Origin of the sequence: Vibrio sp. Vb1127 (assembly GCF_033338735.1) — a bacterium.
GTDB classification, from domain to species: Bacteria; Pseudomonadota; Gammaproteobacteria; order Enterobacterales; family Vibrionaceae; genus Vibrio; species Vibrio alginolyticus.
The window spans coordinates 103205-129097 of sequence record NZ_JAWOTF010000004.1 but is presented as its reverse complement, the minus strand read 5'-3'; the positions used below and the strand labels follow the sequence as shown (position 1 = coordinate 129097).

Below are 25893 nucleotides of genomic sequence, written 5' to 3'. Positions count from 1 at the left end.
AAATTGAGGAAGGGTATGAGTAAAGTCTATGAATTGGTCTCCGATTATCAGCCGTCGGGCGATCAACCAGGAGCGATCAATCAGTTGCTTGAGGGGCTCGATGCTGGGCTAGCACATCAAACATTGTTGGGGGTCACAGGCTCAGGTAAAACCTTCACACTAGCGAATGTGATTGCTCAAGCCCAACGACCTGCAATATTACTTGCGCCAAACAAAACGCTTGCTGCTCAGTTATATGGTGAGATGAAGTCATTCTTTCCTAATAATGCGGTTGAGTATTTTGTTTCTTACTATGATTACTACCAACCTGAAGCATACGTTCCCACAACAGATACTTTCATTGAAAAGGACGCTTCGGTTAACGCCCACATTGAGCAAATGCGACTGTCTGCCACTAAAGCTTTATTGGAACGGAAAGACGCTATTATCGTTGCTTCGGTTTCAGCTATCTATGGTTTGGGTGATCCGGAATCCTACTTACAAATGATGCTTCATTTGCGACGTGGAGATGTGATTGATCAGCGTGATATGCTTCGTCGCCTAGCGGAGCTCCAATACTCGCGCAATGATGTTGCTTTTGAGCGAGGGCAGTTCCGTGTCCGTGGCGAGGTGATTGATATATTCCCTGCTGAATCAGACCAAGACGCTGTACGCGTTGAGATGTTTGACGATGAGGTGGATTGCATCAGTGTGTTCGACCCATTGACAGGCGTGGTCAAACAACGAGACTTGCCGCGCTATACCATCTATCCCAAGACGCACTATGTGACGCCAAGAGATCGCATTCTTGAAGCGATTGAAAATATTAAAGTCGAACTAGAAGTGCGCAAAAAGCAGCTTCTAGATAACAACAAGCTACTGGAAGAGCAGCGAATTAGCCAGCGCACTCAATTCGATATCGAAATGATGAATGAGTTGGGCTTTTGCTCCGGTATCGAAAACTATTCTCGTTATCTCAGTGGACGCTCGGAAGGTGAGCCGCCACCAACCCTGTTTGACTACTTACCTCATGATGGCTTGTTGATCATCGATGAATCTCACGTGACAGTACCGCAGATAGGTGCCATGTATAAAGGCGACCGTTCGCGTAAAGAAACGCTGGTGGAGTTTGGTTTCCGGTTACCTTCAGCTTTGGATAATCGTCCACTGAAGTTTGAGGAGTTTGAAGCACTAGCGCCACAAACGATTTTCGTCTCTGCTACGCCTGGAAATTACGAACTAGAAAAATCGGCGGGTGATGTAGCGGATCAAGTCGTTCGTCCTACAGGCTTGCTTGACCCTGAGTTGGAAGTTCGCCCAGTAGCGACCCAAGTCGACGACCTATTGTCTGAGATCCGTATTCGCGCTGCTAAAGATGAACGAGTTCTGGTTACAACACTGACCAAACGAATGGCTGAAGATCTCACCGAATACCTTCACGAACATGATGTTAAGGTACGTTATTTACACTCAGACATTGATACTGTTGAGCGTGTGGAAATTATCCGTGACCTTCGTCTTGGGGAATTTGACGTGCTGGTGGGAATAAACTTATTGAGAGAGGGCCTGGATATGCCAGAGGTCTCGTTAGTTGCAATTTTGGATGCGGATAAAGAGGGCTTCTTGCGGTCTGAACGCTCACTCATTCAGACCATTGGTCGTGCTGCACGAAACATCGAAGGTAAGGCGATTTTATACGCTGACCGAATCACCAACTCAATGAAAAAGGCGATGGATGAAACTAACCGTCGTCGCGAGAAGCAGGAAGCGTACAACGAAGAAATGGGTATTTCGCCACAAGCGCTCAAACGAAATATCAAAGACATCATGGAACTTGGCGATATCACTAAGTCTAAACGCCAGCGTAACACTAAACAGGTACCATTATCGAAAGTGGCGGAGCCTTCGCAAACTTACGAGGCACTGTCCCCTCAGCAGCTAGAAAAAGAAATCAGTCGACTGGAGGCAGCGATGTATCAGCATGCGCAAGATTTAGAATTTGAGTTAGCGGCACAAAAGCGTGATGAGATTGAAAAACTACGAGCGCAGTTCATCGCAAATAGTTGAACAAACTTACCGATTTAACTATCCAAGCATTTTAGGTCGCTTGTAAAAAAAGAAGCCAATAGGCAGTCGGGTCTATTGGCTTGTTTTGTGAACATATCGTTCACTAACAACGTCAGTTGGCTAGGTGACCCGAGGGGTCACTATCGTTACAGCATGGTTTGTGCCACTTTTTAAATAATTGATATTATTTTTGAATTTTTTCCTTTGCCCATAATTTAGCTAATGTTATTTGCAAAATGCAAAGCGTAATGCGATTATTGTTTAAAACACAACAAAATAATAGCTAGGTTATGCAACAAAAACCCGAAGGCCCAAAGTCTCGTTACCTTTTAATGGTCGAGGACACCGCATCTGTTGCGGCTCTGTACCGCTCATACCTGACACCGCTTGGCATAGATATCAATATTGTCGGCACAGGTAGGGATGCCATTGAGAGCCTAAATCATCGAATTCCAGATCTTATTTTACTCGATCTCCGTCTGCCAGATATGACGGGGATGGACGTTTTACATGCCGTTAAAAAGAGTCATCCCGACGTACCTATAATTTTTATGACCGCTCACGGTTCTATCGATACCGCTGTCGAGGCCATGCGTCATGGCTCACAAGACTTTTTAATCAAACCGTGTGAAGCAGACCGTTTACGTGTCACGGTTAACAATGCAATTCGTAAAGCGACCAAGCTAAAAAATGAAGCCGATAATCCAGGTAATCAGAGCTATCAGGGGTTTATCGGCAGTAGCCAAACCATGCAGCAGGTTTACCGTACGATAGATTCAGCGGCGAGCAGTAAAGCGAGTATTTTTATCACAGGTGAAAGTGGTACTGGTAAAGAGGTATGTGCCGAGGCTATTCACGCAGCAAGTAAACGTGGTGACAAACCTTTTATTGCAATTAACTGTGCTGCAATTCCAAAAGATTTGATTGAGAGTGAACTGTTTGGTCACGTAAAAGGGGCCTTTACTGGCGCTGCGAATGATCGTCAAGGGGCAGCTGAGTTAGCGGATGGCGGCACACTTTTTCTAGATGAGCTTTGTGAGATGGACTTGGATTTACAAACCAAGTTGCTACGATTTATTCAAACGGGCACATTCCAAAAAGTGGGTTCCTCAAAAATGAAGAGCGTGGATGTGCGCTTTGTGTGTGCCACTAACCGTGATCCCTGGAAAGAGGTACAAGAAGGTCGATTCCGTGAAGATTTGTACTATCGTTTGTATGTCATTCCTTTGCATTTACCGCCTTTACGCGAACGAGGCGAAGATGTTATTGAAATTGCATACTCACTGTTAGGTTACATGTCACACGAAGAAGGAAAAAGCTTCATACGTTTTGCGCCAGATGTCATCGAGCGATTCAACAGCTATGAGTGGCCGGGTAACGTTCGTCAGTTACAAAACGTGCTACGCAATATCGTTGTTCTAAACAACGGTAAAGAGATTACGTTGGACATGTTACCGCCACCGTTGAATCAACCGCTTGACCGTCCGTCGTCTGTGGCTAAATTAATTGAGCCGAAAGCGATGACCGCATCTGAGATTATGCCATTATGGATGACGGAAAAAATGGCAATCGAGCAAGCGATTGAAGCATGTGATGGCAATATTCCTCGAGCGGCGGGATACCTTGATGTCAGTCCGTCGACGATTTACCGCAAGTTACAGGCATGGAACGGCAAGGAAGAGCGGCAAAAAGTATGAGTGTAAATGTATTAAATCAGCAAAAAATAGATGAACTGTCGATGGAAATTGGCAGTGACAACGTACCTGTACTGTTCGATATCTTCCTAGGAGAAATGGATACCTATATCGAGAACTTATCCCAACTACAGGGGGCAGAGCGATTAGCTTACTCAAAAGAAATCAGCCACGCGTTGAAAAGTAGTGCTGCGAGCTTTGGGGCAGATCGCCTTTGTGAACTGGCGATGTCCATAGACAAAAAAGCGAAAGCCGGTGAGTTAACTGCGGAGTCTGAGGTGTTAGAGGTTATGTTCGATCTTTTGCACGAAACTCGAGATGCTTATCGCTCTTGGCGACAGTAGCTATTTATTCCTATTAACCATTTTTCTTAGTAAACATCTGTTCTTACTGGATGCCTGAACTAAAACCCTTCGATGACAGAAGGGTTTTCATTATCAATAAACAACTTAAAAGAGGGCGCTAGTCAGGTAACGTGCTCCTAGATAGAAAGTTGTAGCTGATTTTCAATCGCTAGTTTGAGCTTGTTTCTATCGTGACGCCAGTCTCGGTTAGAGGAGGCGAGTGACTCCGTCACTACATTCCATTGACTTAAGACGTCTTGCTCGGTTTTCTCTGTTAGAACCACGTCTATTTTTCTTCCTTGGCAGGCACGTTCACACCATTCTAATTTTTGAGCCATCGTCATTCTTCCTGCTGGGCCGTATTCTGGACTCAGGTTAGCAACAAAAATGACTTTTGCTTTTGTGTTTGCTGCAATCGCTTTGCCGAGTTCAGGCAGCAATAAAGGAGGCATGATACTAGTTAAAAAACTGCCAGGGCCAAGAATAATCGCGTCCGCTTCCGCCAAAGCTGTGATGGCTTCTTTGGTAGCAGGCACTTCTGGTGAAAGATCCAAACGTCGCAAGTCTGCTTTCATTTCGTCGACATTTGTTTCTCCCGTAACCCACTTCCCATCTACGGATAACGCGGAAAGATCCGAAGGGTGTTCGGACATAGGAAGGATGTTAACGTCGACTTTTAACATATTGCGAATCAGATTAATGGCATCTAAAGGTCTGACCGATAAGTTATCGAGTGCAGTAAGCATCAAATTACCAAGATTATGACCATCAAGTTCGCCAGTGCCTTTGAAGCGATATTCAAACATCATAGAACTGATCGAAGGCTCTGTAATGAGCTGATTAATACAGTTACGTGTGTCTCCCCAAGCGATTCCTCCTTGGCAGTGACGAATTCTTCCTGTTGAACCACCATTGTCAGTCGTGGCAACAATCCCAGTTGCATTGCTGCCAAAATCTCGTAATGCGGCCAGCATTCTACCTAAGCCATGACCACCGCCAACAGCGACCACTTTTTTATCTGTGTAGATATTCATTATGTTCTTCTAATAATCTAATAAAAAACGGCTACAATTTATCTTAAGGAGTGTCTTAAAGGTACTCACTTAGCGGTAAATTGTGTCTCTAGAGAGTTTTTTATCACTCAAGTCTGGATTCCATTACAAATATTAAGTATTTTACACCGCAAAGCTATCAGAGATTTCATATCTCTGGTTGCCATAACTCCGAGCTCACTATTGCTAAGTCCTTGGATAAGCGTTTTGAGCCAGTGGCATACTGTCACAAGGGCATGATTGGAAATGGCCATGCCTCCCGTGTTTGGAAAGGTGTTCCGTGGCGCAACAATTCGAAGACAAATTTCATCGTAAGTTTTATTACTTGCGTCTGTCTGTGACCGACGTATGTAATTTCAAATGTACCTATTGCCTTCCTGATGGCTATAAGCCTTCGGGCAATAAAAACTCGTCTTTTTTATCTCTCCCTGAAATCAAACGGGTCGTAAAAGCATTCGCTGATTGTGGCACGTCAAAAGTGCGCATCACTGGTGGTGAGCCTAGCTTACGCAAAGATTTTACCGACATTATCCATTCAGTAGCGGCGACGCCTGGCATTCAAAAAGTTGCAACGACAACCAATGGCTATCGCATGGCAAAACAAGTCGCAGATTGGCGTGAAGCGGGTTTAACCCACATTAATGTCAGTGTGGATAGCCTTGACCCGCGTATGTTTCATCAAATCACAGGTGAAAATAAGTTTACTGAAGTCATGAATGGTATCGAACGTGCGTTCGAGGTCGGTTATGAGCAAGTAAAAGTTAATGTGGTGTTGATGAAAGATCTGAACCATCACGAGCTGCCAGCGTTTCTTTACTGGATAAAAGATCGTCCAATCCAACTGCGTTTCATTGAGTTGATGCAAACGGGTGAGATGGATGAGCTATTTAATAAGCACCATGTATCCGGAGTGGCAATTCGTAACCAGCTAATTGCAAATGGTTGGTTGCTGAAAGTGCGCTCGCATAATGATGGTCCTGCGCAAGTATTTGTTCATCCTGATTACAAGGGTGAAATAGGTCTTATCATGCCTTATGAAAAAGACTTTTGTGAAAGCTGCAACCGACTGCGCGTTTCTGCGATGGGTAAGCTGCACCTATGTCTGTTTGGAGACTACGGTGTAGAATTGCGTGATCTTTTGGAACGTGATGAGCAAGAGAGTGAGCTTATTGAACGTATCCAGGCGCAGTTACAAACCAAGTCGGTAAGCCATTTCTTGCATGATGGCAATACTGGTATGACGCCACACCTCGCGTCTATCGGCGGCTAACTTCATTCAATTTTTAGAGCGAGTTCACTGATAAGCTGGCTCTAACTTTTTCCGAATCGATACCAAGCGTATCAAAGCTAATTAAGAGAATAGGTGAACAAATGGGTCACGCTGAAAGCAAATTCCAACCTGCAAATATTGCCGTTCTAACGGTATCTGACACTCGTACTGAAGAAAACGATACCTCTGGTCGTTACCTAGCTGAGCATGCTCAAGAAGCGGGTCACAACGTAGTAGACAAGCAAATTGTTATTGATGACATGTACAAGATCCGCGCGATTGTTTCTCAATGGATTGCTGATGAAAGCGTACAAGCGATCATGATTACTGGCGGTACAGGTTTCACCTCACGTGATAGCACGCCAGAAGCACTTAAGCCTCTATTTGATAAAGAAGTTGAAGGTTTTGGTGAGTTGTTCCGTATGGTGTCGTACGAAGAGATCGGTACGTCTACGATTCAGTCTCGTGCGATTGCTGGTTTTGCTAACCACACCGTGATCTTCGCAATGCCTGGTTCAACTGGTGCGTGTCGCACAGGCTGGACAAAAATTATTAAACAGCAGTTGGATGCAAGTCATCGCCCTTGTAACTTCATGCCACACCTATCTGTATAACCTTTCCTAAAAGCGAAGGAAAAATAATGACCCAATTTACACATATCAATGCTTCTGGCGAAGCAAACATGGTTGACGTGTCAGCAAAAACGGAGACGGTTCGTGAAGCTCGTGCTGAAGCATTTGTTCACATGGCCCCAGAAACACTTCAACTGATTGTCTCTGGCCAGCACCACAAAGGTGATGTATTTGCGACGGCTCGTATTGCTGGTATTCAAGCTGCGAAGAAAACCTGGGATTTGATTCCACTTTGTCATCCGCTACTACTCTCTAAAGTTGAAGTTCAACTGGAAGCTATCGAAGCAGAAAACAAAGTTCGCATCGAATCAGTATGTAAACTTGCGGGTAAAACTGGTGTGGAAATGGAAGCGCTCACGGCAGCTTCCGTTGCTGCTCTAACGATTTACGATATGTGTAAAGCAGTACAAAAAGACATGGTCATTGGTCAAGTTCGTCTATTAGAGAAAACGGGTGGTAAATCTGGTCACTTTAAGGTGGAATCATGATTAAAGTACTTTTCTTTGCTCAAACTCGAGAGCTGATTGGCATCGACAGTGTCGAGTTAGACGGGCCGTTTGAAACGGTGGAATCCATTCGTGCACATCTAGTGGAAGAAGGCACTAAGAAAGATGGCAAGTGGGATTTAGCGCTCGAGCCAGGAAAGCTACTTGCTGCAGTGAACCAATCCATCGTCCCTCTGGATACACAAGTAAAAGCAGGTGACGAAGTTGCGTTTTTCCCGCCGGTAACTGGGGGTTAAGATGGATTCTCGTGTTTCTGTACAAATTGAAGACTTTTCGGTTGAGCAAGAATATCAACGTCTATCTGAAGGGACGGCTGCCGGCGCTGTCGTTACATTCGTTGGTAAAGTTCGAGATATGAACCTTGGGGATAATGTCATTGGTTTACATCTAGAGCACTATCCGGGGATGACAGAGAAGAGCTTGAGCGACATTTGCGATCAAGCTGAGTCTCGCTGGCCACTATTAGGTGTACGCGTGATTCATCGCGTCGGAGACATGGATAGCGGTGATCAAATTGTATTTGTGGGCGTTTCCAGTGCGCACCGCGGCGCGGCATTTGATGCGTGCGAGTTCATCATGGATTATCTGAAAACCCAAGCTCCATTTTGGAAAAAAGAGCGTACGACGAATGAAGATCGTTGGGTTGAGTCGCGCGACACCGATCATCAAGCTGCACAGCGTTGGGAAAAATAGAACTAACCCGCATTCTAGTGAAAAAAGCTAAGTGCTAATGGTACTTAGCTTTTTTTGTATTTATCTTCATTGTATTGCTCACTTTGTTTCAATATTTCCTATCTTTTGTCTGGTGATATTCTTCACAATAAAAGTTTTTTGCCCAATATATAAACAATTATTTGTTAGACTTGATTTGTCATAAATGTTAAATGATGTGTAAATATCTAGCATAAGATGCTAGTAAATGGTTTAAACTCAGATTAATCGAAAGTTTCGCCTGTTAAATGTCGCTTCTGGTCTTTATTTGGCTGGTGAATGCTTTGGGGTTAGAGTTTACTGCTAGATATGTGTGGTTTAGTCAGCATTATTGGTTTTTTTGCTACATTTTTATGGCAAATTACTTCAATGATTGCTAATGTGTGCCGCAGTCTTTGTAAGGTTTTAGACTTTTGTGCTCAGAAAGTGCACTAAAAAAATCTAAAACTCTGACCGTTCCAGGCCCTTACAAAGAAGTCATGGATGCTAACGAAAAAATTTGGAGTTTTACGCATGTATAAGAATAAAATCACGCGCGCTTTATTTATTGGTGCTGGTCTTTCTCTCGCTCTAGCTGGTTGTGGTGAAAAGCCTGCGGAGAAACAAGCTGCTGAGCCTGCTCCGGCTCCAGCCCCTGAAGCTAAATCTGATTCTAAAGAGCCAAAACTTGCTGCTGTTCAAGAATTGGTGCGTGGTAACGGTACAGAAGTTGCGACAATAGACCCTCATAAATCTCAAGGTGTTCCAGAATCCCACGTGATTCGCGATCTTCTTGAAGGCCTTGTAAACCAAGATGCGGACGGTAACACTATCCCTGGTGTTGCAGAATCTTGGGAAACTGAAGACAACAAAACATACACTTTCCACTTACGTGAAGACGCAAAATGGTCAAACGGTGATCCTGTCACTGCAGGTGATTTCGTTTACAGCTTCCAACGCGCAGTCGATCCAGCAACCGCCTCTCCATATGCTTGGTACATGGAATACACCAAGATGAAGAACGCAAAAGACATTGTTGCGGGTAAAAAAGATAAGAGCGAGTTAGGTGTTAAAGCGGTTGACGATCACACGTTAGTGGTTGAGTTAGATACTGCAGTACCATATTTTGTAATGATGATGGGCCACACGACAGTGAAACCTGTTCATCAAGCAACTGTTGAAAAGTTCGGCGATCAATGGACGAAGCCAGAGAACTTTGTAGGTAACGGTGCTTATGTTGTTGACAACTGGGTTGTAAACGAGCGTTTGGTTCTAAAACGTAACGAACAGTACTGGGACAACGAAAACACGACGCTTGACCAAGTTACTTTCCTACCAATCGAGAACCAAGTAGCGGAAATGAACCGCTTCCTAGCGGGTGAAATCGACTTCACGAACGAGCTGCCTACAGAGCACTTCAAGCGTCTGAAGAAAGAGCACCCACAAGAAGTGTCTGTAACCGGTAACTTATGTACTTACTACTACATCTTCAATACGAAGAAAAAGCCTTTTGATGATGTTCGTGTGCGTAAAGCGATTTCTTATGCGATTGACCGTAACATTGTGACTGATGCGATTTTAGGTCAAGGTCAAAAGCCAGCTTACTTCCTAACGCCTGAAATTACGGCAGGTTTCAACCCAGAAATTCCTGCATACGGCAAAATGACGCAAGAAGAGCGTAACGCAGAAGCTGCGCGTCTATTGGAAGAAGCGGGTTACGGCGCAGACAACCCTCTTGAATTTAACCTTCTATACAATACATCAGAGAACCACAAGAAACTTGCGGTTGCACTGGGTTCAATGTGGAAGAAGACGCTTGGTCTAGACGTTACGCTAGAAAACCAAGAGTGGAAAACTTACCTATCTACCAAAGATTCTGGCAACTTTGAGGTTGCTCGTGCAGGTTGGTGTGGCGACTACAACGAAGCTTCATCTTTCCTAACGCTGATGATGAGTAATAACACTACTGGTGGTATTCACTACGACAGCAAAGAGTACGATGCGATCATGAACAAAGCATTTGCTTCAACTTCTGACGAAGAGCGTCAAGCGCTTTACCTAGAAGCAGAGAAGTTGATGGCAAAAGATATGCCAATCGCACCTATCTACCAGTACGTGAAATCACGTCTACTATCACCGAAAGTTGGTGGCTTCCCAGTAAATAACGCGGAAGACAAGATTTACTCTAAAGATCTCTACATCACAGAGTAATTCGTAACTCGATAGAACTATAAAAATGAGGCCCTACATGTGAGAAATTGCATGTAGCGCCTATCTTTAGTCCAAAAGAATTGGACGACTTCTTTAATTTAACTGTCACAGACTGAAAGAGTGAGTTTATGCTTAAATTCATCGCAAAAAGGATATTTGAGGCGATCCCAACAATGTTGGTTTTGATCACCGTATCTTTCTTTCTTATGCGCTTTGCACCGGGAAACCCTTTCTCGACAGAGCGTCCATTGCCACCCGAAGTAATGGCAAATATCGAAGCTAAATATGGCTTGGATAAACCTGTATTTGAACAATACACCACGTATTTGACCAATGTTATCCAAGGTGATTTCGGACCGTCATTTAAATACCTTGATTACTCAGTAAACGAGCTGATCGCGGTTGCCTTACCTGTTTCGGCTAAAGTGGGCTTCATCGCCTTTATCTTTACTTTGATAATGGGGGTTACCGTCGGTACCATTGCTGCGCTCAAGCAAAATACTTGGATTGATTACACCATTATGTCGACTGCGATGCTTGGTGTGGTAATGCCATCCTTTGTATTAGCGCCTGCGCTTATCTACATATTCTCGCTTCATTGGAATATCTTCCCTGCGGGTGGTTGGCAAGATGGTAGCTGGCAGTATTTAGTGCTTCCTGTTATTGGTATGTCGCTACTGTATGTTGCTACCTTTGCTCGTATCACGCGTGGTTCGATGATCGAAACCCTAAACAGTAACTTTATTCGTACGGCACGTGCTAAAGGTCTAAGTTACCGTTACATCATTATCAAACATGCTCTGAAGCCGGCACTTCTCCCTGTTGTTTCTTACATGGGTCCAGCTTTCGTAGGTATCATCACCGGTTCCGTTGTTATCGAAACCATTTTTGGTCTGCCTGGTATTGGTAAACTATTCGTTAACGCTGCGTTTAACCGTGACTACTCGCTAGTAATGGGGGTAACCATTCTGATTGGTTTCCTATTTATTCTATTCAACGCGATTGTAGATATTTTACTTGCAATGATTGACCCGAAAATTCGCTACTAACAGGGACGTTTGGTTATGTTAACGAAAAAAGAAAACCTAGAAGCGATTGAGAAATTCTCCGAAAACTTGGAGATTGAAGGTCGCAGTCTTTGGCAAGATGCTCGTATCCGTTTCATGCGCAACAAAGCGGCGATGGTGAGCTTATTCCTTCTTGTTCTAATGACGTTGGCGGTTATTATCCTGCCAATGATCGCACCGTACACATTTGATGATACTGACTGGTACGCGATGCACGTTGCACCGAATGCTGACCATTGGTTTGGTACTGACAGCTTAGGCCGTGATTTATACGTGCGTACGCTAATTGGAGGTCGTATTTCGTTGATGGTAGGTGTTATGGGTGCATTTGTAGCGGTACTGATTGGTACGCTCTACGGCGCAGCATCTGGTTTCATCGGCGGTAAAGTTGACCGCGTAATGATGCGTATTCTAGAAATTTTATACGCGGTACCGTTTATGTTCCTGGTGATTGTACTGGTAACATTCTTCGGTCGTAACATCATGCTGATCTTCGTTGCGATTGGTGCTATCGCATGGCTAGATATGGCGCGTATCGTACGTGGTCAGACTCTTAGTCTACGTAGCAAGGAGTTTATCGAAGCGGCACATGTGTGTGGTGTAAGCAACTGGAAAATCATTACTCGTCATATCGTACCGAACGTACTGGGTATTGTAGCGGTATACTCTACGCTGCTTATCCCAAGTATGATTCTAACGGAATCATTCCTATCATTCCTTGGTCTTGGTGTTCAGGAACCAATGACAAGTTGGGGCGCTCTTCTACAAGAAGGTGCACAGACAATGGAAGTAGCAATCTGGCAGCTGGCATTCCCAGCAGTGTTCATGGTTGTGACGCTATTCTGCTTCAACTACGTTGGTGACGGCCTGCGCGATGCGCTGGATCCAAAAGACAGATAATTAAAAGATAAGATTAAGGAAGCAATGATGAGCTTATTAGATGTCAAAGATCTGCGCGTCGAATTCACCACGCAAGATGGTATCGTAACCGCAGTAAACGATTTGAACTTCTCTCTCAACCAAGGCGAAACCTTAGGTATCGTTGGAGAGTCGGGATCAGGTAAATCTCAAACCGTATTCGCAATCATGGGCCTTTTGGCTAAGAACGGTATTATTTCTGGTAGCGCAAAGTTTGAAGGCAAAGAAATCCTAAACTTATCAGAAAAAGAACTGAACAAAGTGCGTGCGGAACAGATCGCAATGATCTTCCAAGACCCAATGACATCACTGAACCCTTACATGAAAGTGAGTGATCAGTTGATGGAAGTGCTTATGCTGCACAAAGGCATGGGCAAAGCGGAAGCATTTGAAGAATCAGTACGCATGCTGGAAGCGGTAAAAATCCCTGAAGCGCGTAAGCGTATCACGATGTACCCGCATGAGTTTTCAGGCGGTATGCGTCAGCGTGTAATGATCGCGATGGCGTTGTTATGTCGTCCTAAACTGCTTATTGCCGATGAGCCAACAACAGCACTTGATGTGACGGTACAAGCACAGATCATGGACTTGTTGAATGAGCTGAAATCTGAGTTCAACACAGCGATCATCATGATCACGCACGACCTTGGTGTGGTTGCAGGTTCGTGTGACAAGGTACTGGTGATGTATGCAGGCCGTACCATGGAGTACGGCAACGTAAACGAAATTTTCTATAATCCAAGCCATCCTTATGCGGAGGGTCTGCTGAAGGCGATTCCTCGCCTCGATACTGAGGGTGAAATTCTGCCGACCATTCCTGGCAATCCACCAAACTTGCTTCGTCTACCGCCGGGCTGCCCTTATCAAGAGCGCTGTCACCGTGTGATGGATCGTTGTAAGCGCGAGGCGCCAATTCTGACACCATTTGGTGATGGTCGTCAGCGTGCATGTTTTTCTGAATGGGAGGCTTGGAACAAATGAACGCAGTAGACAAAAAACTAATTCTGGACATTTCTGAGCTGAAAGTTCACTTCAGCATTGCTTCAAAGTCGGCATGGCCGTGGTCAAAGCCTTCGAGCCTGAAAGCGGTAGATGGCGTGAACGTTCGACTATACGAAGGGGAAACGCTTGGTGTAGTAGGTGAATCAGGTTGTGGTAAATCGACGTTTGCTCGTGCCATCATTGGTCTGGTTGAAGCTACTGACGGCCAAGTAGTGTGGTTGGGTCAAGACCTTACTAAAATGAAAAGCGTTCAGCGCCGTGAGACGCGTAAAGAAATTCAGATGATTTTCCAAGACCCATTGGCATCGCTGAATCCGCGTATGACTGTTGGTGATATCATTGCTGAACCTCTTGAGACATTCTATCCAGAACTGTCTAAGCAGGAAGTGAAAGATCGCGTTAAAGAGATGATGGCGAAAGTTGGCCTATTACCTAACGTGATTAACCGTTACCCACACGAGTTCTCGGGTGGTCAGTGTCAGCGTATCGGGATAGCGCGTGCGCTTATCCTTAAGCCTAAGATGATCATTTGTGACGAGCCAGTATCGGCGCTTGATGTATCTATTCAAGCTCAGGTGGTTAACCTACTTAAAGAGATTCAAAAAGAGTTAGGGCTTTCTCTGGTATTCATTGCGCATGACTTGTCTGTCGTTAAACACATTTCAGATCGCGTTTTAGTTATGTATTTAGGTAATGCCGTTGAGCTTGGCGAGGCCGAGGCTCTGTTTGCTGATCCTAAGCACCCATATACGCGTGCGCTGATGTCTGCGGTTCCGATCCCGGACCCGGATATTGAGCGCAATAAGAAAATCCAAATGCTAGAGGGTGATCTTCCTTCACCTATCAACCCACCGTCGGGTTGTGTATTCCGCACTCGTTGCCCACAAGCAACCGAAGAGTGTGCGAAGACGAAGCCAACCATTTTAGGTAATGACGTTCACGCGGTATCTTGTTTACACGTTAGTGTATAAATTCAGCCTGTGACGGGCTTAAGCGCGACGCCTTCATCGGGTCGCGCTTTTTTTATGTGTCTGATTTATACATTCGAATTTCTTGAACATGATGTCCTAAGTTCGATGATTCTCTGTTTGATAGGAAACGCTAATATAGACACAAACAGAACGAGAGGAGAGCAATCATGGGTAAGTTGGTTGAAGGTGTTTGGCAAGATGTCTGGTATGACACAAAATCAAATGGTGGCAAATTTGTGCGCGAAGATGCCGGATTCCGTAACTGGGTTAAAAACGATCCTGATGCGGAGTTTACACCAGAGTCCGGTCGATACCATTTGTATGTCTCTCTTGCTTGTCCTTGGGCACATCGAACCCTCATTTTCCGCAAGCTGAAAGGTTTAGAACCACATATTGATGTCACGGTCGTTTGCCCTGATATGCTCAGCCAAGGTTGGCAAATGGGGCTTCCTGAGCCATTGTTTGGTCACACGCGTATGTATCAAATTTACACGCAGGCCAAACCCGATTACACGGGCCGCGTAACCGTGCCTGTACTTTGGGATAAAAAGACCAATACTATTGTGTCAAACGAGTCGTCAGAGATCATTCGCATGTTCAATTCGGAATTCAATGCGTTAACAGGGAATCACGACGACTACTATCCAGAACATCTAAAACACGTTATTGATGAGTGGAACGATTTTGTTTATCCGAATGTCAACAACGGAGTGTATCGTTGTGGCTTCGCGACTACACAAGAGGCGTATGAAGAAGCGTTTGATTCTTTGTTTAATGCGTTAGATAAAATCGATGCTCACCTAGCGACGCATCGTTACTTAGCAGGGAACACAATTACTGAGGCGGATTGGCGTTTGTTTACGACTCTTATTCGTTTTGATGCGGTGTATGTGGGGCATTTCAAGTGTAACAAGCAGCGCATCGCAGACTACGAAAATATACAAGGCTACTTAAAAGAGTTGTATCAAGTAAAAGGCGTCGAAGATACGACGGATTTCTATCACATTAAACGCCACTACTACTTCAGCCACACTGGGATTAATCCGACGCAAGTTGTACCAAAAGGGCCTGATTTAGACCTAAATACTCCTCATGGAAGAGAAAGGATTGGCTAGTTTGCTGCTTCCATCGCAAATGAAAAAGTACTTAACGGTTAGCAATACCGTTAAGTACTTTTGTGTCATCTAAATACCGGGAGTAGGAAGTTTACTTTTTCATTCATCGCCACCTTACTTAGCGCGTACGATGTCCATCACTAGCTTTCCGTCCACTTTTACAGGACCGTCCTCTTTAGCGCCGAGCGTATACTCAAACACACCAGTCTTCATGCCACCTTTCTCTCCGTGGACCATTAACATCAGCATATCGCCTGATTCTACTGGTTCCATCAAAATTGCATTTACGTTTTCATTCTTTCCCATTTTTAACGGAGCGTAGCCGATAACAGGACCAGGCTTCATTGATTCGTCTGTTCGGTGGACAACCATCCACCCATTGTCATCAGCATGAGCCATTTCAGCGGTCACCGTTCCTCCGGACATATCTTGATCGACGCCTTTAATACTCGGGGCGGAAAAGCTGAATGAAGAAAAACTAATCAGAAACGCAGCTAAACCAAACTTTATCAGTGATGTATTGATGAAATCCTTCATATATATTCCTTAGCAGTCAATGAGTTTGTGCATTGCAGTAGCTTTTACGTATTTCCTAGCAAAAAAGTTTAGCTAAAACGTAAATAATGTCGATAAATTGAACAGGGACCGTGCTGCTTTGGAGCCAATGCATTTTGGGGAGTGGGTCAATCGGTGTAAGAACAAGCACGAGCAATATCGATTAGGTATGGGGGGGCGATAGGGAGAAAAGCTTTGTGCACCAGTAATTATAGGTTGTGCAGTGATTGGTATAAAAAACAAATAAGTGTTCTGGCCAGCAATAGAAAAAGCCCTCGACGAATCGAGGGCTTTGTATCTATATCTAACTAGATGTCAGAAGCGATTATTTAGCTTCTTGGTCTGCTTGGATAGCTGTTAGAGCGATGGTGTACACGATGTCGTCTACTAGCGCGCCACGAGACAAGTCGTTTACAGGCTTACGCATACCTTGCAGCATTGGACCGATAGATACTAGGTCAGCTGAACGTTGTACCGCTTTGTAAGTCGTGTTACCCGTGTTTAGGTCTGGGAATACAAATACTGTCGCTTTACCTGCAACTGGAGAGTTTGGTGCTTTAGAAGCAGCAACGTTTTCCATAATAGCAGCGTCGTACTGTAGAGGACCGTCAATGATAAGATCAGGACGTTTCTCTTGAGCCAGTTTTGTTGCTTCACGTACTTTATCAACGTCTGCACCCTTACCAGATTCACCAGTAGAGTAAGAGATCATTGCAACGCGTGGTTCGATACCGAATGCTGCTGCAGAGTCAGCAGATTGGATAGCGATTTCAGCAAGCTGTTCAGCAGTTGGATCTGGGTTGATTGCACAGTCACCGTAAACCAGTACTTGATCAGGCAGAAGCATGAAGAATACTGAAGATACGATAGACGCATTTGGTGCCGTCTTGATGATTTGGAACGGAGGAACGATAGTGTTCGCCGTAGTGTGAACAGCACCAGAAACTAGGCCGTCAACTTCGTCGTTCTCAAGCATCATTGTGCCTAGGAATACTGAATCTTGTAGCTTCTCACGAGCCACAACTTCAGTCATGCCTTTCGCACCGCGCAACTCAACTAGGCGAGCAACGTAGTTTTCACGAACAGCATCTGCATCGATGATGGTTACACCAGTACCTAGCTCAACGCCTTGTTGAGCCGCTACGCGACGGATTTCATCTGGGTTACCTAGAAGTACACAGTCTGCAATGCCGCGTTCAGCACAGATTGCCGCTGCTTTAACTGTGCGTGGTTCGTCACCTTCTGGAAGAACGATACGCTTACCTGCTTTACGAGCAAGTTCAGTTAGCTGGTAACGGAACGCTGGTGGGCTTAGACGACGAGACTTCTGAGTGCCTTCAGTCATCGACTCGATCCAGTTACCGTCGATGTGGCCAGCAACGTGTTCGTTGATGAACTCGATACGCTCTTTATCGTCTGCAGGTACTTCGATGCTGAAACTCTGTAGGTTTAGAGACGTTTGCCAAGTGTTACCTTGTGCTTTGAAGATAGGTAGACCAGTGTCGAATGCTGGTTTACATAGGCCTTCGATTTCGCTAGGGATATCGTAACCGCCAGTTAGCAGTACTGCACCAATATCCACACCGTTCATTGCAGCAAGAGAAGCAGCAACGATAACATCAGGACGGTCTGCAGAAGTAACAAGTAGAGAACCCGGTTTGAAGTGCTCAATCATGTTTGGCAGAGAACGTGCACAGAAAGTGATGCTCTTGATGCGACGAGTGTTGATGTCACCTTCGTTGATGATATCTGCTTTCAGGTGTTTAGCCATGTCGATTGCACGAGTCGCAATCAGATCAATGCTCCATGGCACACAACCTAGTACACGAATTGGAGAAGTGTTGAAAATTTCCATCACTTTCAATTCGTTTTGTTTCGCGCTGTCTGCATCGTCAAAGATTTCAGATAGGTCAGGGCGAGTACGGCCAGCTTCGTCAACAGGAGCGTTTAGCTTGTTGATGATAACACCAGAGATGTTTTTGTTTTTAGTGCCGCCGAAGTTAGAACATGCTACTTCGATACGCTCTTTCAGTTGCGCAGGGTTATCAGTACCTGGAGTCGCAACTAGCACGATTTCTGCACCAAGTGTTGCCGCGATTTCCGCGTTTACTTGGTTTGCAAATGGGTGCTTACGAGTAGGTACAAGACCTTCGATTAGCGTAACGTCTGCGTCTTTGTTGATTTGGTTGTAACGTTCAACAACGGTTTCTAGCAGCTCGTCCATGTTGTCGTTACCGATTAGGCTTTCAGCAACAGACATCGCCATTGGTTCACCGATCTTCATATCGCTGTTACGACCAACGATAGTTGAAGTCAGATCTGGCTGATCACCACCTGAACGTGGCTGACAGATTGGCTTGTAGAAAGAAACTTTAACGCCTTTACGCTCCATAGCGCGAAGAACACCCATGCTAACGCTTGTTAGGCCAACGCCTGCGCTAGTAGGGATAAGCATAATAGTACGAGACATTCGTAGAGTACCTTTAGCTATTTGGGGGATAAAAGCTCAACTCTTATTCCATGAAGCTCGAAGAATAGGAGTTGAGCCCCTAAGAAATTCGTTTGAATGAAAATCTGGCTAGCCGAGTGGCTAGCCAGGAATTCAATTAAAGACCTGTCAGGCGAGCAGTGTCTTCAGCGATGACTAGCTCTTCGTTAGTAGAGATAACCATTGCAGGGATACGGCTGTTTTCAGTCGTGATAACGCCTTCGCCGCCGAAGCGAGCTTTAAGGTTAGCTTCGCTATCTACTTCGATACCGAAGATGCCAAGACGGTTTAGAACCATTTCACGGATAGGGCCAGAGTTCTCGCCGATACCGCCAGTGAAAGTGATTGCGTCTAGACGGCCTTCCATTGAAGCAGTGTAGCCAGCAACGTATTTAGCTAGACGGTGACAGAACACGTCCATTGCGCGTGTTGCTTCTTCTTTTTGACCGTAGTTGTCTTCAACGAAACGACAGTCAGAAGTCACTTCAGTTAGACCTTGAAGACCAGACTCTTTAGTTAGCATCGTGTTGATTTGATCAACAGAGTAACCTAGAGCGTCGTGTAGGTGGAAGACGATAGCAGGGTCGATGTCGCCACAGCGAGTACCCATTACCAGACCTTCAAGTGGAGTAAGACCCATAGAAGTGTCTACAGATTGACCGTTCTTGATCGCACATACAGATGCGCCGTTACCTAGGTGACAGTTGATGATGTTTACTTCTTCAACTGGTTTGTTTAGTAGGCCTGCAACTTCACGAGTGATGAACAAGTGAGAAGTACCGTGCATGCCGTAACGACGGATACCGTGTTCTTTGTATAGGTTGTATGGAAGAGCGTATAGGTAAGACTCTTCAGGCATAGTTTGGTGGAACGCAGTGTCAAATACAGCAACGTTTTTCAGCTCTGGGAAGTTTTTCTTAGCCGCTTCGATACCGATGATGTGAGCAGGGTTATGAAGAGGTGCAAATGTTGCAGCGTCTTTAATACCTTTTAGAACTTCATCAGTAATTAGTGCAGATTGAGTGAACTGCTCGCCGCCGTGAACGATACGGTGACCGATTGCGCCTAGGTTAGCTTTAAGCTCTGGCTTAGAAGCAAGAATAGTTTCTACCATAAACGCTAGTGCTTCTTCGTGAGCTGCACCATTGCCTAGTTGAGCTTCGTGCTTGCCATCAAGTTTCCACTTGATGCGAGCTTCAGGAAGGTGAAGACACTCAGCAAGACCTGACAAGTGCTCGTCGCCGTTCTCGGCATCAACAACGGCAAATTTAAGAGAAGAACTACCGCAGTTTAAAACTAAAACTAGCTTAGACATGTATGACTACCTGTTATTCGTCTGATAAAAAATCAGTTAAAGAATGAAAAATTAATCACAAGAATAGCCGATACCCAGAAGGCTGCGTACTAATCCTGGTCAAAAATTGTTCTAATTCCATATAAAGAAATAGTGATGAACCCTTCCATCACTATGATGCGATCCGTGCAGATAGATATCTCGGAGTTGCTTAAATTGTAAATAACAGCAACAATGAGATTGAGGGTCTGCAAAGGATAGCGATAATAAGCAATGATAACAAAAAAAATTTGAAAGAATATTAACTTTCATCAATTTTTTGTACCTTCAGTTGAAATGTTCAACTATTTTTTAGTGAGAGAGCGGTATGAGTAATAAAGTCGGATTGATCCATAGCCTGAAAGATGGCCAGAATTACATGGAGATCTGGCCGGTTCGTAAAGAGCTAAGCGCCATATTTCCGGAACAGCGTATCATTAAGGCGACTCGCTTTGGCATTAAAGTCATGCCAGCTGTTGCTGCGATCAGCGTACTCACTCAAATGGCATTCAACAATTACCACGCTTTACCTCAATCCATTGTTGTCGCCTTGTTTGCGATTAGCTTGCCACTTCAAGGCATTTGGTGGCTTGGTGCTCGGTCCAACACGAAATTGCCGCCTTCTTTGGCCTCTTGGTATCGGGAGTTGCATCAAAAAATTGTGGAAACAGGTTTTGCATTAGAGCCTGTCAAAGCTCGCCCTCGTTACAAAGAGCTTGCGATAATATTGAACCGAGCGTTTCGCCAGCTCGATAAATCGTCATTAGAGCGTTGGTTCTAATTTAAATTGTTTGAAATGGAGTGTGCACTGGCCGCTCCATTTTTGATCCTGCCTCTATTACCTACTTTGACGGTCGTTGATGAAGCGAGCGAAGCTTTGTTTGCCAAAGATTCTTTCCGGATGAAGAAGTCCCCCCGATCACAAATGTTGCTTTAGTGTTAAATCTTTCTTTTCTTTACTAAGACTTAGTAGTAATAATAAAAACAAGATGCGCAAGAAGTGCACAGTTATACGAACACAACAATACCGCCTTCAAACATTTGAATTCACGAGTCGATACACATATTGAAAGCTCGTGAAACAAGGACGAAGTCACATCAAGGAGTTATGATGAAAACGAAACGTTTATTAGCCACCGCCGTTCTATCAGCTACTGCTATTTTCTCTTCTACCAATGTACTGGCCGCCACTGCAACTGTCGCAGTTTCACAGATTGTCGAACACCCGGCGTTAGACGCGACGCGCCAAGGGTTACTTGATGGTTTGAAAGCGAAAGGCTACGAAGAAGGCAAAAATCTAGAATTTGATTATAAGACCGCACAGGGTAATCCAGCGATTGCGGTGCAAATTGCCCGTCAGTACGTCGGTGAAAATCCTGATGTGTTAGTTGGCATCGCGACACCTTCGGCACAAGCTTTGGTGTCGGCTACTCGCTCTATTCCTGTTGTCTTTACTGCGGTAACAGATCCGGTTGGTGCGAAATTGGTTAAGTCGATGGAACAACCAGGCAAAAACGTAACTGGCCTGTCTGATCTTTCACCCGTTGCTCAGCATGTCGATCTCATCCAAGAAATTCTTCCTCAGGTGAAAAGCATCGGGGTTGTATTTAATCCCGGTGAAGCTAATGCCGTGACTTTAGTTGAATTACTAAAAGAAAGCGCAAAAGCAAAAGGCATACAAGTGGTTGAAGCGACCGCACTAAAAAGTGCTGATGTTCAGTCTGCGACTCAAGCGATTGCAGCGAAATCAGACATTCTTTACGCCCCAACAGACAATACAGTTGCAAGTGCGATTGAAGGGATGATTGTGGCAGCGAATCAAGCGAAGAAACCTGTATTTGGTGGCGCGACGTCGTATGTCGAAAAGGGTGCAATTGCAGGCTTAGGTTTTGACTACTACCAGGTTGGTGTACAAACCGCGGATTACGTGGCGGCGATTCTTGATGGTCAAGAACCAGGCAAGCTGGATGTAAAAGTCGCGACGGGCTCTGACCTTGTAATTAATGAAAGCGCAGCATCTAAGCTCGGTATCAAGCTGCCAAGTTCTGTGATTGAACGTGCGACAAGCATGCAATAAGTAACGCTTTTTGGGGTTAAGCCTGTCACGTTGGTTGATAGAGGCTTGCCCCAAAATTGATACTCGCCAGATTTCTCGTGTAAAGCATTCTGCTAGAGAAGAAGGGGAGTATACGTTAGAAGTCTTAAGTTCAGGTTGGTATTAGCCAGCCTGAGCATGCAGAAAGGAGCAGTTATGTCTGCATTTGCTTTTTTTGGTGCACTCGAAATTGGCTTGATTTATGGCCTAGTCGCTCTGGGTGTGTATCTTACGTTCCGTGTTCTCGATTTCCCCGATTTGAGTGTGGATGGCAGCTTTCCAATGGGAGCTGCGGTAGCTGCAACGGCGATTGTCGCAGGTATTAATCCTTGGCTTGCGACAATAATGGCGATGATAGCTGGTAGTATGACGGGGTGGGTAACCGCTTTTCTGGCTGTTCGGTGTGGTATTTTACACCTGTTAGCTTCCATTCTTACCATGATCGCTGCATTTTCAATTAATATTCGTATTATGGGCAAACCTAATATGGCGTTGCTTGGAGAGGATACTATTCTCACTCCGTTTGAAGCATTGGGCGATGCGATGTTTATTCGCCCTCTGGTTGTTGGGGTCTTAGTTCTTCTGTCCGCTTTCTTTGTCATTCGCCTGCTGAACAGCGACTTTGGTCTTGGTTTACGAGCCACGGGTGTGAATGCGCGTATGGTTTCTGCGCAAGGGGCGAGCACTGGCTTTTATACCTACTTTGGCTTGGCTTTATCCAACGGGTTTGTGGGATTCGCAGGCGCGTTGTTTGCACAAACGAACAGCTTTGCGGATGTGACCTCTGGCGTGGGCACCATTGTCGTTGGTTTGGCAGCTGTGATTTTGGGGCAGACCCTTATTCCCGGGCGCAAGATTTGGGTTGCGGTATTTGCGGTCATCATCGGTTCGGTACTTTATCGCCTTGCAGTGGCTTTCGCTTTGAGCTCTGGCATGTTTGGTTTACAAGCTTCAGACCTCAACCTGGTTACCGCAGTATTGGTGGCTGTGGCGCTTATTGCTCCAAAGCTAAAACAGAGCATGAGAGCGAAACAACGCGTTACTGATGCTAAACAAGCGGCATCAAAAAATGGTTCTGGGGAGGCATTATGATCGAACTAAATAACATTCAGGTCACGTTCAACCCAGGGACGATTTTGGAAAATCGTGCATTGAAAGGCGTCTCTTTAGAGGTTCCAGAGCATCAATTTCTTACCGTGATTGGTTCTAATGGCGCAGGAAAATCGACGTTGCTTGGTGCGGTGACAGGTGAGACGCCGATGATAGGTGGTCAGGTGATCATTGATGGTAAAGACGTCACCAAGCAGACGGTAGCCCAACGTGCGACGCAATGTGCCCGAGTGTTTCAAGATCCATTGGCCGGGACTTGTGGTGCACTGACGATAGAAGAGAACATGGCTCTAGCGCACATGCGTGGTAAAAAACGCAGCTGGGGGTTGGCGCTCTCTACTAAACGTCGCAAGCTGTTCCAAGAGCGAATTAGCATCCTCGGTCTTGGTTTAGAAGACCGCTTGGGCGATAGCATTGGCTTACTGTCCGGTGGACAACGACAAGCCGTTAGCCTTGTGATGGCGACGTTATCGGAGAGTAAGTTGTTATTGCTTGATGAACACACGGCTGCGCTTGACCCTCGTATGGCGGCGTTTGTTATCGACTTAACTAAACGTATTGTCGATGAGTTCGATTTAACCGTGATGATGGTGACGCATTCGATGAAAGACGCATTAGCATGTGGCGATAGGACCGTAATGCTTCACCAAGGTGAAATTGTGCTAGATGTGGCTGGAGAGCAGCGCGCTAACATGCAAGTACCAGACTTGTTGGATATGTTCTCCAAAGTGCGTGGTGAAGAGCTTGCCGATGACAGTCTCTTGTTGAACTAAGCAGTATCCTACCAGTCACTACGCCTACTAAGTGTGATCCTCCTTGGGAAAATTGGCTGATATGTCAACTCGCAGGGAGGATTTCTTGTCTCTAATTCTTCAATAACATAGTGGCATATCCGATGACGAGGAGTGCCCATAATGAACCTGCCATTTATTTTTCATAGTCAAACTATTGATGGTTTAGCTTTTAATGACGAGCAAGTTACAGTCAGACTGAAAACCGAGACATTGGATTTTGATTCCGTCTATGTGCGTATTGAGCCGGACAACGAAGAATATCTGGTCGACATGGCTCAAGTAGGAACGGCTGGTGAATTATTACTATGGGAGGCATCGTTTCGACCAAATCAAGATCGAGATGTCACACATTATGTGTTTAAGCTCCTCAAAGACGGACAGCAATACTGGCTCGATGCACGAGGCGTACAAAAGCGTATTCCACCCAAAGAGTTCCACTTTAAGTTGAATGTAGAGCATCAACCACCAAGCTGGGTCCAAGAGCAAGTTTTCTATCAAATCTTTCCTGACCGTTTTTCTGCTAGTAAAAGTGAGTCTGATATTCGCCACGCTTATGCTCAGTATGATTCTGCATCGGTCGTCAAGGCGTGGGGAGACGCGGTAGGCTCTCACCAAAATACCGGGGCACGTGAATTCTTTGGCGGCGACCTCAAAGGTGTAGAACAGAAGTTGGATTATCTTGAGCAGCTCGGTGTAACAGCGCTTTACTTCAATCCGATTTTTTCTTCACCAAGTAATCATAAATACGACACCACTGATTACTTCACTGTTGATCCTATGTTTGGCACCAATGCTCAGTTTGCGGAACTGTGTGAGAAGATTCGTGGTAAGAATATGAAGATTGTCTTAGACGCGGTGTTTAACCACACGTCAGTGCATCATCCTTGGTTTGATATCCAACAAAAAGGAGAAGGAGCGTATGGCAATCCGCAGTCAAAGTTCCGTGATTACTACTTTTTCGAAGGCGAAACCAATCACTACATTGGTTGGAAAGGCATTGGTAACTTACCGGTTCTGAACTTCGAAAATGAACAGGTGCGCGACTACATCTACCAAAGTGAAGATTCTGTCATCAAGTATTGGCTGAAGCCACCGTACTTGGTTGATGGCTGGCGGTTTGATGTAATTCATATGCTTGGCGAAGGGGACGGCGCGAAAAACAATGCTCATTATGTGGCAGCGTTTCGGAATGCGACTAAGTCAGTAAACCCGAATGCTTATGTGTTAGGTGAGCACTTTTTTGAAGCAACGCAGTGGTTGCAAGGTGATCAAGAGGATGGGGCGATGAACTACTACGGTTTTGCTCATCCAGTCCGAGCTTTTATCGCACGACAAGACATTATGTACGATCCAATCAACATTGATGGTTTGGAGTTTAAAGCATGGTTGGACGAAGCCAGAGCAAAAATCCCATTTTCGAATCAGCTATCGCAGCTGAATCAACTCGATAGTCACGATACTGCTCGGTTTATCACACTGGTTGATGGTGATAAGCGTAAAATGAACATCGCGCTAGCAATGCTTATGACTTACGTTGGCACGCCTTGTATTTACTACGGGAGTGAAGTCGGTCTAGAAGGAGGTCTAGACCCAGATAATCGTCGTTGTTTTCCTTGGAATGAAATTGAAAGTTCACAATGGCTATCGCTTTACCAACAATGGATCAAGATACGTAAACAATGTAAGCCTTTACAGTCGGGCTGTATTCAATGGCTTCATTGCACTAACAACCTGTTGGCGTACGCACGTGTACTGGGTCGTGAAGCAGTCGTTGTAATGATTAATCTCAGTGGTAATGAATGTTCAATCGATTTACCTATGTGGCAACTGGGCTTGGAGGTTAGCCAAGTTGTATCGTTGTTAGATGACACAGAACAGGTTGATTATAAAGGTCATATCTCTGTCAATATGTCTGCACAGAGCTGCAAATTATGGCGACTAAAGTGACACCACACTCTATATTGATTAAACTCCTTTAATATATAAACGGTCTCAAACAG

General features: G+C 45.1%; 23 protein-coding genes and 1 riboswitch. Of the genes, 19 read left to right on the top strand and 4 right to left on the bottom strand.

Translation table 11 applies throughout. From position 1 onward, the window contains the following. Positions 1-15 precede the first annotated feature (15 nt). From uvrB to luxU, 3 genes are all read left to right on the top strand, one after another. A complete protein-coding gene (gene uvrB, locus R7H07_RS08460; RefSeq protein ID WP_017636056.1) occupies positions 16-2046 on the top strand; it encodes an excinuclease ABC subunit UvrB in 2031 nt (676 codons plus the stop codon). Between the two features lie 290 nt (positions 2047-2336). After that, a complete protein-coding gene (gene luxO, locus R7H07_RS08455; RefSeq protein WP_005380768.1) occupies positions 2337-3743 on the top strand; it encodes a quorum-sensing sigma-54 dependent transcriptional regulator LuxO in 1407 nt (468 codons plus the stop codon). Next, complete coding sequence (gene luxU, locus R7H07_RS08450) at positions 3740-4084, top strand: quorum-sensing phosphorelay protein LuxU (RefSeq protein WP_005380770.1); 345 nt, start codon at positions 3740-3742, stop codon at positions 4082-4084. The genes luxO and luxU overlap by 4 nt, the downstream gene beginning before the upstream one ends. Positions 4085-4221: 137 nt before the next feature. Here the strand turns inward: luxU and R7H07_RS08445 are convergent, their stop codons facing one another. Continuing rightward, a complete protein-coding gene (locus tag R7H07_RS08445) occupies positions 4222-5118 on the bottom strand; it encodes a YvcK family protein (RefSeq protein WP_017821373.1) in 897 nt (298 codons plus the stop codon). A gap of 175 nt (positions 5119-5293) precedes the next feature. After that, a riboswitch (molybdenum cofactor riboswitch) is annotated at positions 5294-5428 on the top strand. On the opposite strand from R7H07_RS08445, the gene moaA reads away from it, so the two are divergent. The 11 genes from moaA to R7H07_RS08390 all read left to right on the top strand — a co-directional run bounded on the left by moaA (position 5417) and on the right by R7H07_RS08390 (position 15518). After that, positions 5417-6406 carry a GTP 3',8-cyclase MoaA gene (gene moaA / locus R7H07_RS08440; protein ID WP_206959642.1) on the top strand — a complete coding sequence of 330 codons (990 nt, stop codon included), beginning with the start codon at positions 5417-5419 and terminating at the stop codon, positions 6404-6406. (Overlaps the previous riboswitch by 12 nt.) Positions 6407-6507: 101 nt before the next feature. Next, on the top strand, positions 6508-7020 hold the full coding sequence (moaB, locus tag R7H07_RS08435) for a molybdenum cofactor biosynthesis protein B (RefSeq protein ID WP_005388935.1): 513 nt from the start codon (positions 6508-6510) through the stop codon (positions 7018-7020). A gap of 26 nt (positions 7021-7046) precedes the next feature. After that, on the top strand, positions 7047-7526 hold the full coding sequence (gene moaC / locus R7H07_RS08430) for a cyclic pyranopterin monophosphate synthase MoaC (RefSeq protein WP_005380779.1): 480 nt from the start codon (positions 7047-7049) through the stop codon (positions 7524-7526). Continuing rightward, a complete protein-coding gene (gene moaD, locus R7H07_RS08425; protein WP_005388938.1) occupies positions 7523-7780 on the top strand; it encodes a molybdopterin synthase sulfur carrier subunit in 258 nt (85 codons plus the stop codon). The genes moaC and moaD overlap by 4 nt, the downstream gene beginning before the upstream one ends. A 1-nt stretch (position 7781) precedes the next feature. After that, positions 7782-8237 carry a molybdopterin synthase catalytic subunit MoaE gene (gene moaE, locus R7H07_RS08420; protein WP_017821374.1) on the top strand — a complete coding sequence of 152 codons (456 nt, stop codon included), beginning with the start codon at positions 7782-7784 and terminating at the stop codon, positions 8235-8237. A 531-nt stretch (positions 8238-8768) separates the two neighbouring features. After that, on the top strand, positions 8769-10445 hold the full coding sequence (locus R7H07_RS08415) for an ABC transporter substrate-binding protein (RefSeq protein WP_017633862.1): 1677 nt from the start codon (positions 8769-8771) through the stop codon (positions 10443-10445). 128 nt (positions 10446-10573) lie between these two features. Then, a complete protein-coding gene (gene oppB / locus R7H07_RS08410; RefSeq protein ID WP_005380786.1) occupies positions 10574-11494 on the top strand; it encodes an oligopeptide ABC transporter permease OppB in 921 nt (306 codons plus the stop codon). A 15-nt stretch (positions 11495-11509) separates the two neighbouring features. Further along, the gene (gene oppC, locus R7H07_RS08405; RefSeq protein WP_017633861.1) at positions 11510-12412 is read left to right on the top strand and encodes an oligopeptide ABC transporter permease OppC; all 903 of its coding nucleotides are present in this window, start codon (positions 11510-11512) and stop codon (positions 12410-12412) included. A gap of 27 nt (positions 12413-12439) precedes the next feature. Then, on the top strand, positions 12440-13411 hold the full coding sequence (locus R7H07_RS08400; RefSeq protein ID WP_206959644.1) for an ABC transporter ATP-binding protein: 972 nt from the start codon (positions 12440-12442) through the stop codon (positions 13409-13411). After that, positions 13390-14403, top strand: a complete 1014-nt coding sequence (oppF, locus tag R7H07_RS08395) for a murein tripeptide/oligopeptide ABC transporter ATP binding protein OppF (protein ID WP_005387265.1) — start codon at positions 13390-13392, stop codon at positions 14401-14403. The genes R7H07_RS08400 and oppF overlap by 22 nt, the downstream gene beginning before the upstream one ends. 167 nt (positions 14404-14570) lie before the next feature. Then, positions 14571-15518, top strand: a complete 948-nt coding sequence (locus R7H07_RS08390) for a glutathione S-transferase family protein (RefSeq protein WP_054576226.1) — start codon at positions 14571-14573, stop codon at positions 15516-15518. 114 nt (positions 15519-15632) lie between these two features. Here the strand turns inward: R7H07_RS08390 and R7H07_RS08385 are convergent, their stop codons facing one another. The 3 genes from R7H07_RS08385 to R7H07_RS08375 all read right to left on the bottom strand — a co-directional run bounded on the left by R7H07_RS08385 (position 15633) and on the right by R7H07_RS08375 (position 19876). Then, positions 15633-16055 carry a hypothetical protein gene (locus R7H07_RS08385; protein ID WP_005380804.1) on the bottom strand — a complete coding sequence of 141 codons (423 nt, stop codon included), beginning with the start codon at positions 16053-16055 and terminating at the stop codon, positions 15633-15635. A gap of 343 nt (positions 16056-16398) precedes the next feature. After that, positions 16399-18543 carry a phosphate acetyltransferase gene (gene pta, locus R7H07_RS08380; RefSeq protein ID WP_005380805.1) on the bottom strand — a complete coding sequence of 715 codons (2145 nt, stop codon included), beginning with the start codon at positions 18541-18543 and terminating at the stop codon, positions 16399-16401. A gap of 136 nt (positions 18544-18679) precedes the next feature. Continuing rightward, positions 18680-19876 (bottom strand): acetate kinase, encoded by a 1197-nt coding sequence (locus tag R7H07_RS08375; RefSeq protein WP_042523108.1) that lies wholly within the window; start codon positions 19874-19876, stop codon positions 18680-18682. A 346-nt stretch (positions 19877-20222) separates the two neighbouring features. On the opposite strand from R7H07_RS08375, the gene yfbV reads away from it, so the two are divergent. From yfbV to malZ, 5 genes are all read left to right on the top strand, one after another. Beyond that, the gene (yfbV, locus tag R7H07_RS08370; protein WP_005380809.1) at positions 20223-20675 is read left to right on the top strand and encodes a terminus macrodomain insulation protein YfbV; all 453 of its coding nucleotides are present in this window, start codon (positions 20223-20225) and stop codon (positions 20673-20675) included. 330 nt (positions 20676-21005) lie between these two features. Beyond that, positions 21006-21971: an ABC transporter substrate-binding protein gene (locus R7H07_RS08365; protein ID WP_005380811.1), complete on the top strand. Its 966-nt coding sequence runs from the start codon at positions 21006-21008 to the stop codon at positions 21969-21971. Positions 21972-22145: 174 nt separating this feature from the next. Continuing rightward, entirely contained in the window at positions 22146-23081 is a 936-nt protein-coding gene (locus R7H07_RS08360; RefSeq protein ID WP_012841584.1) for an ABC transporter permease, read from the top strand. Continuing rightward, a complete protein-coding gene (locus tag R7H07_RS08355; protein ID WP_042523106.1) occupies positions 23078-23872 on the top strand; it encodes an ABC transporter ATP-binding protein in 795 nt (264 codons plus the stop codon). The genes R7H07_RS08360 and R7H07_RS08355 overlap by 4 nt, the downstream gene beginning before the upstream one ends. Before the next feature lie 141 nt (positions 23873-24013). Then, positions 24014-25840 (top strand): maltodextrin glucosidase, encoded by a 1827-nt coding sequence (gene malZ, locus R7H07_RS08350; protein ID WP_206959646.1) that lies wholly within the window; start codon positions 24014-24016, stop codon positions 25838-25840. Positions 25841-25893 lie beyond the last annotated feature (53 nt).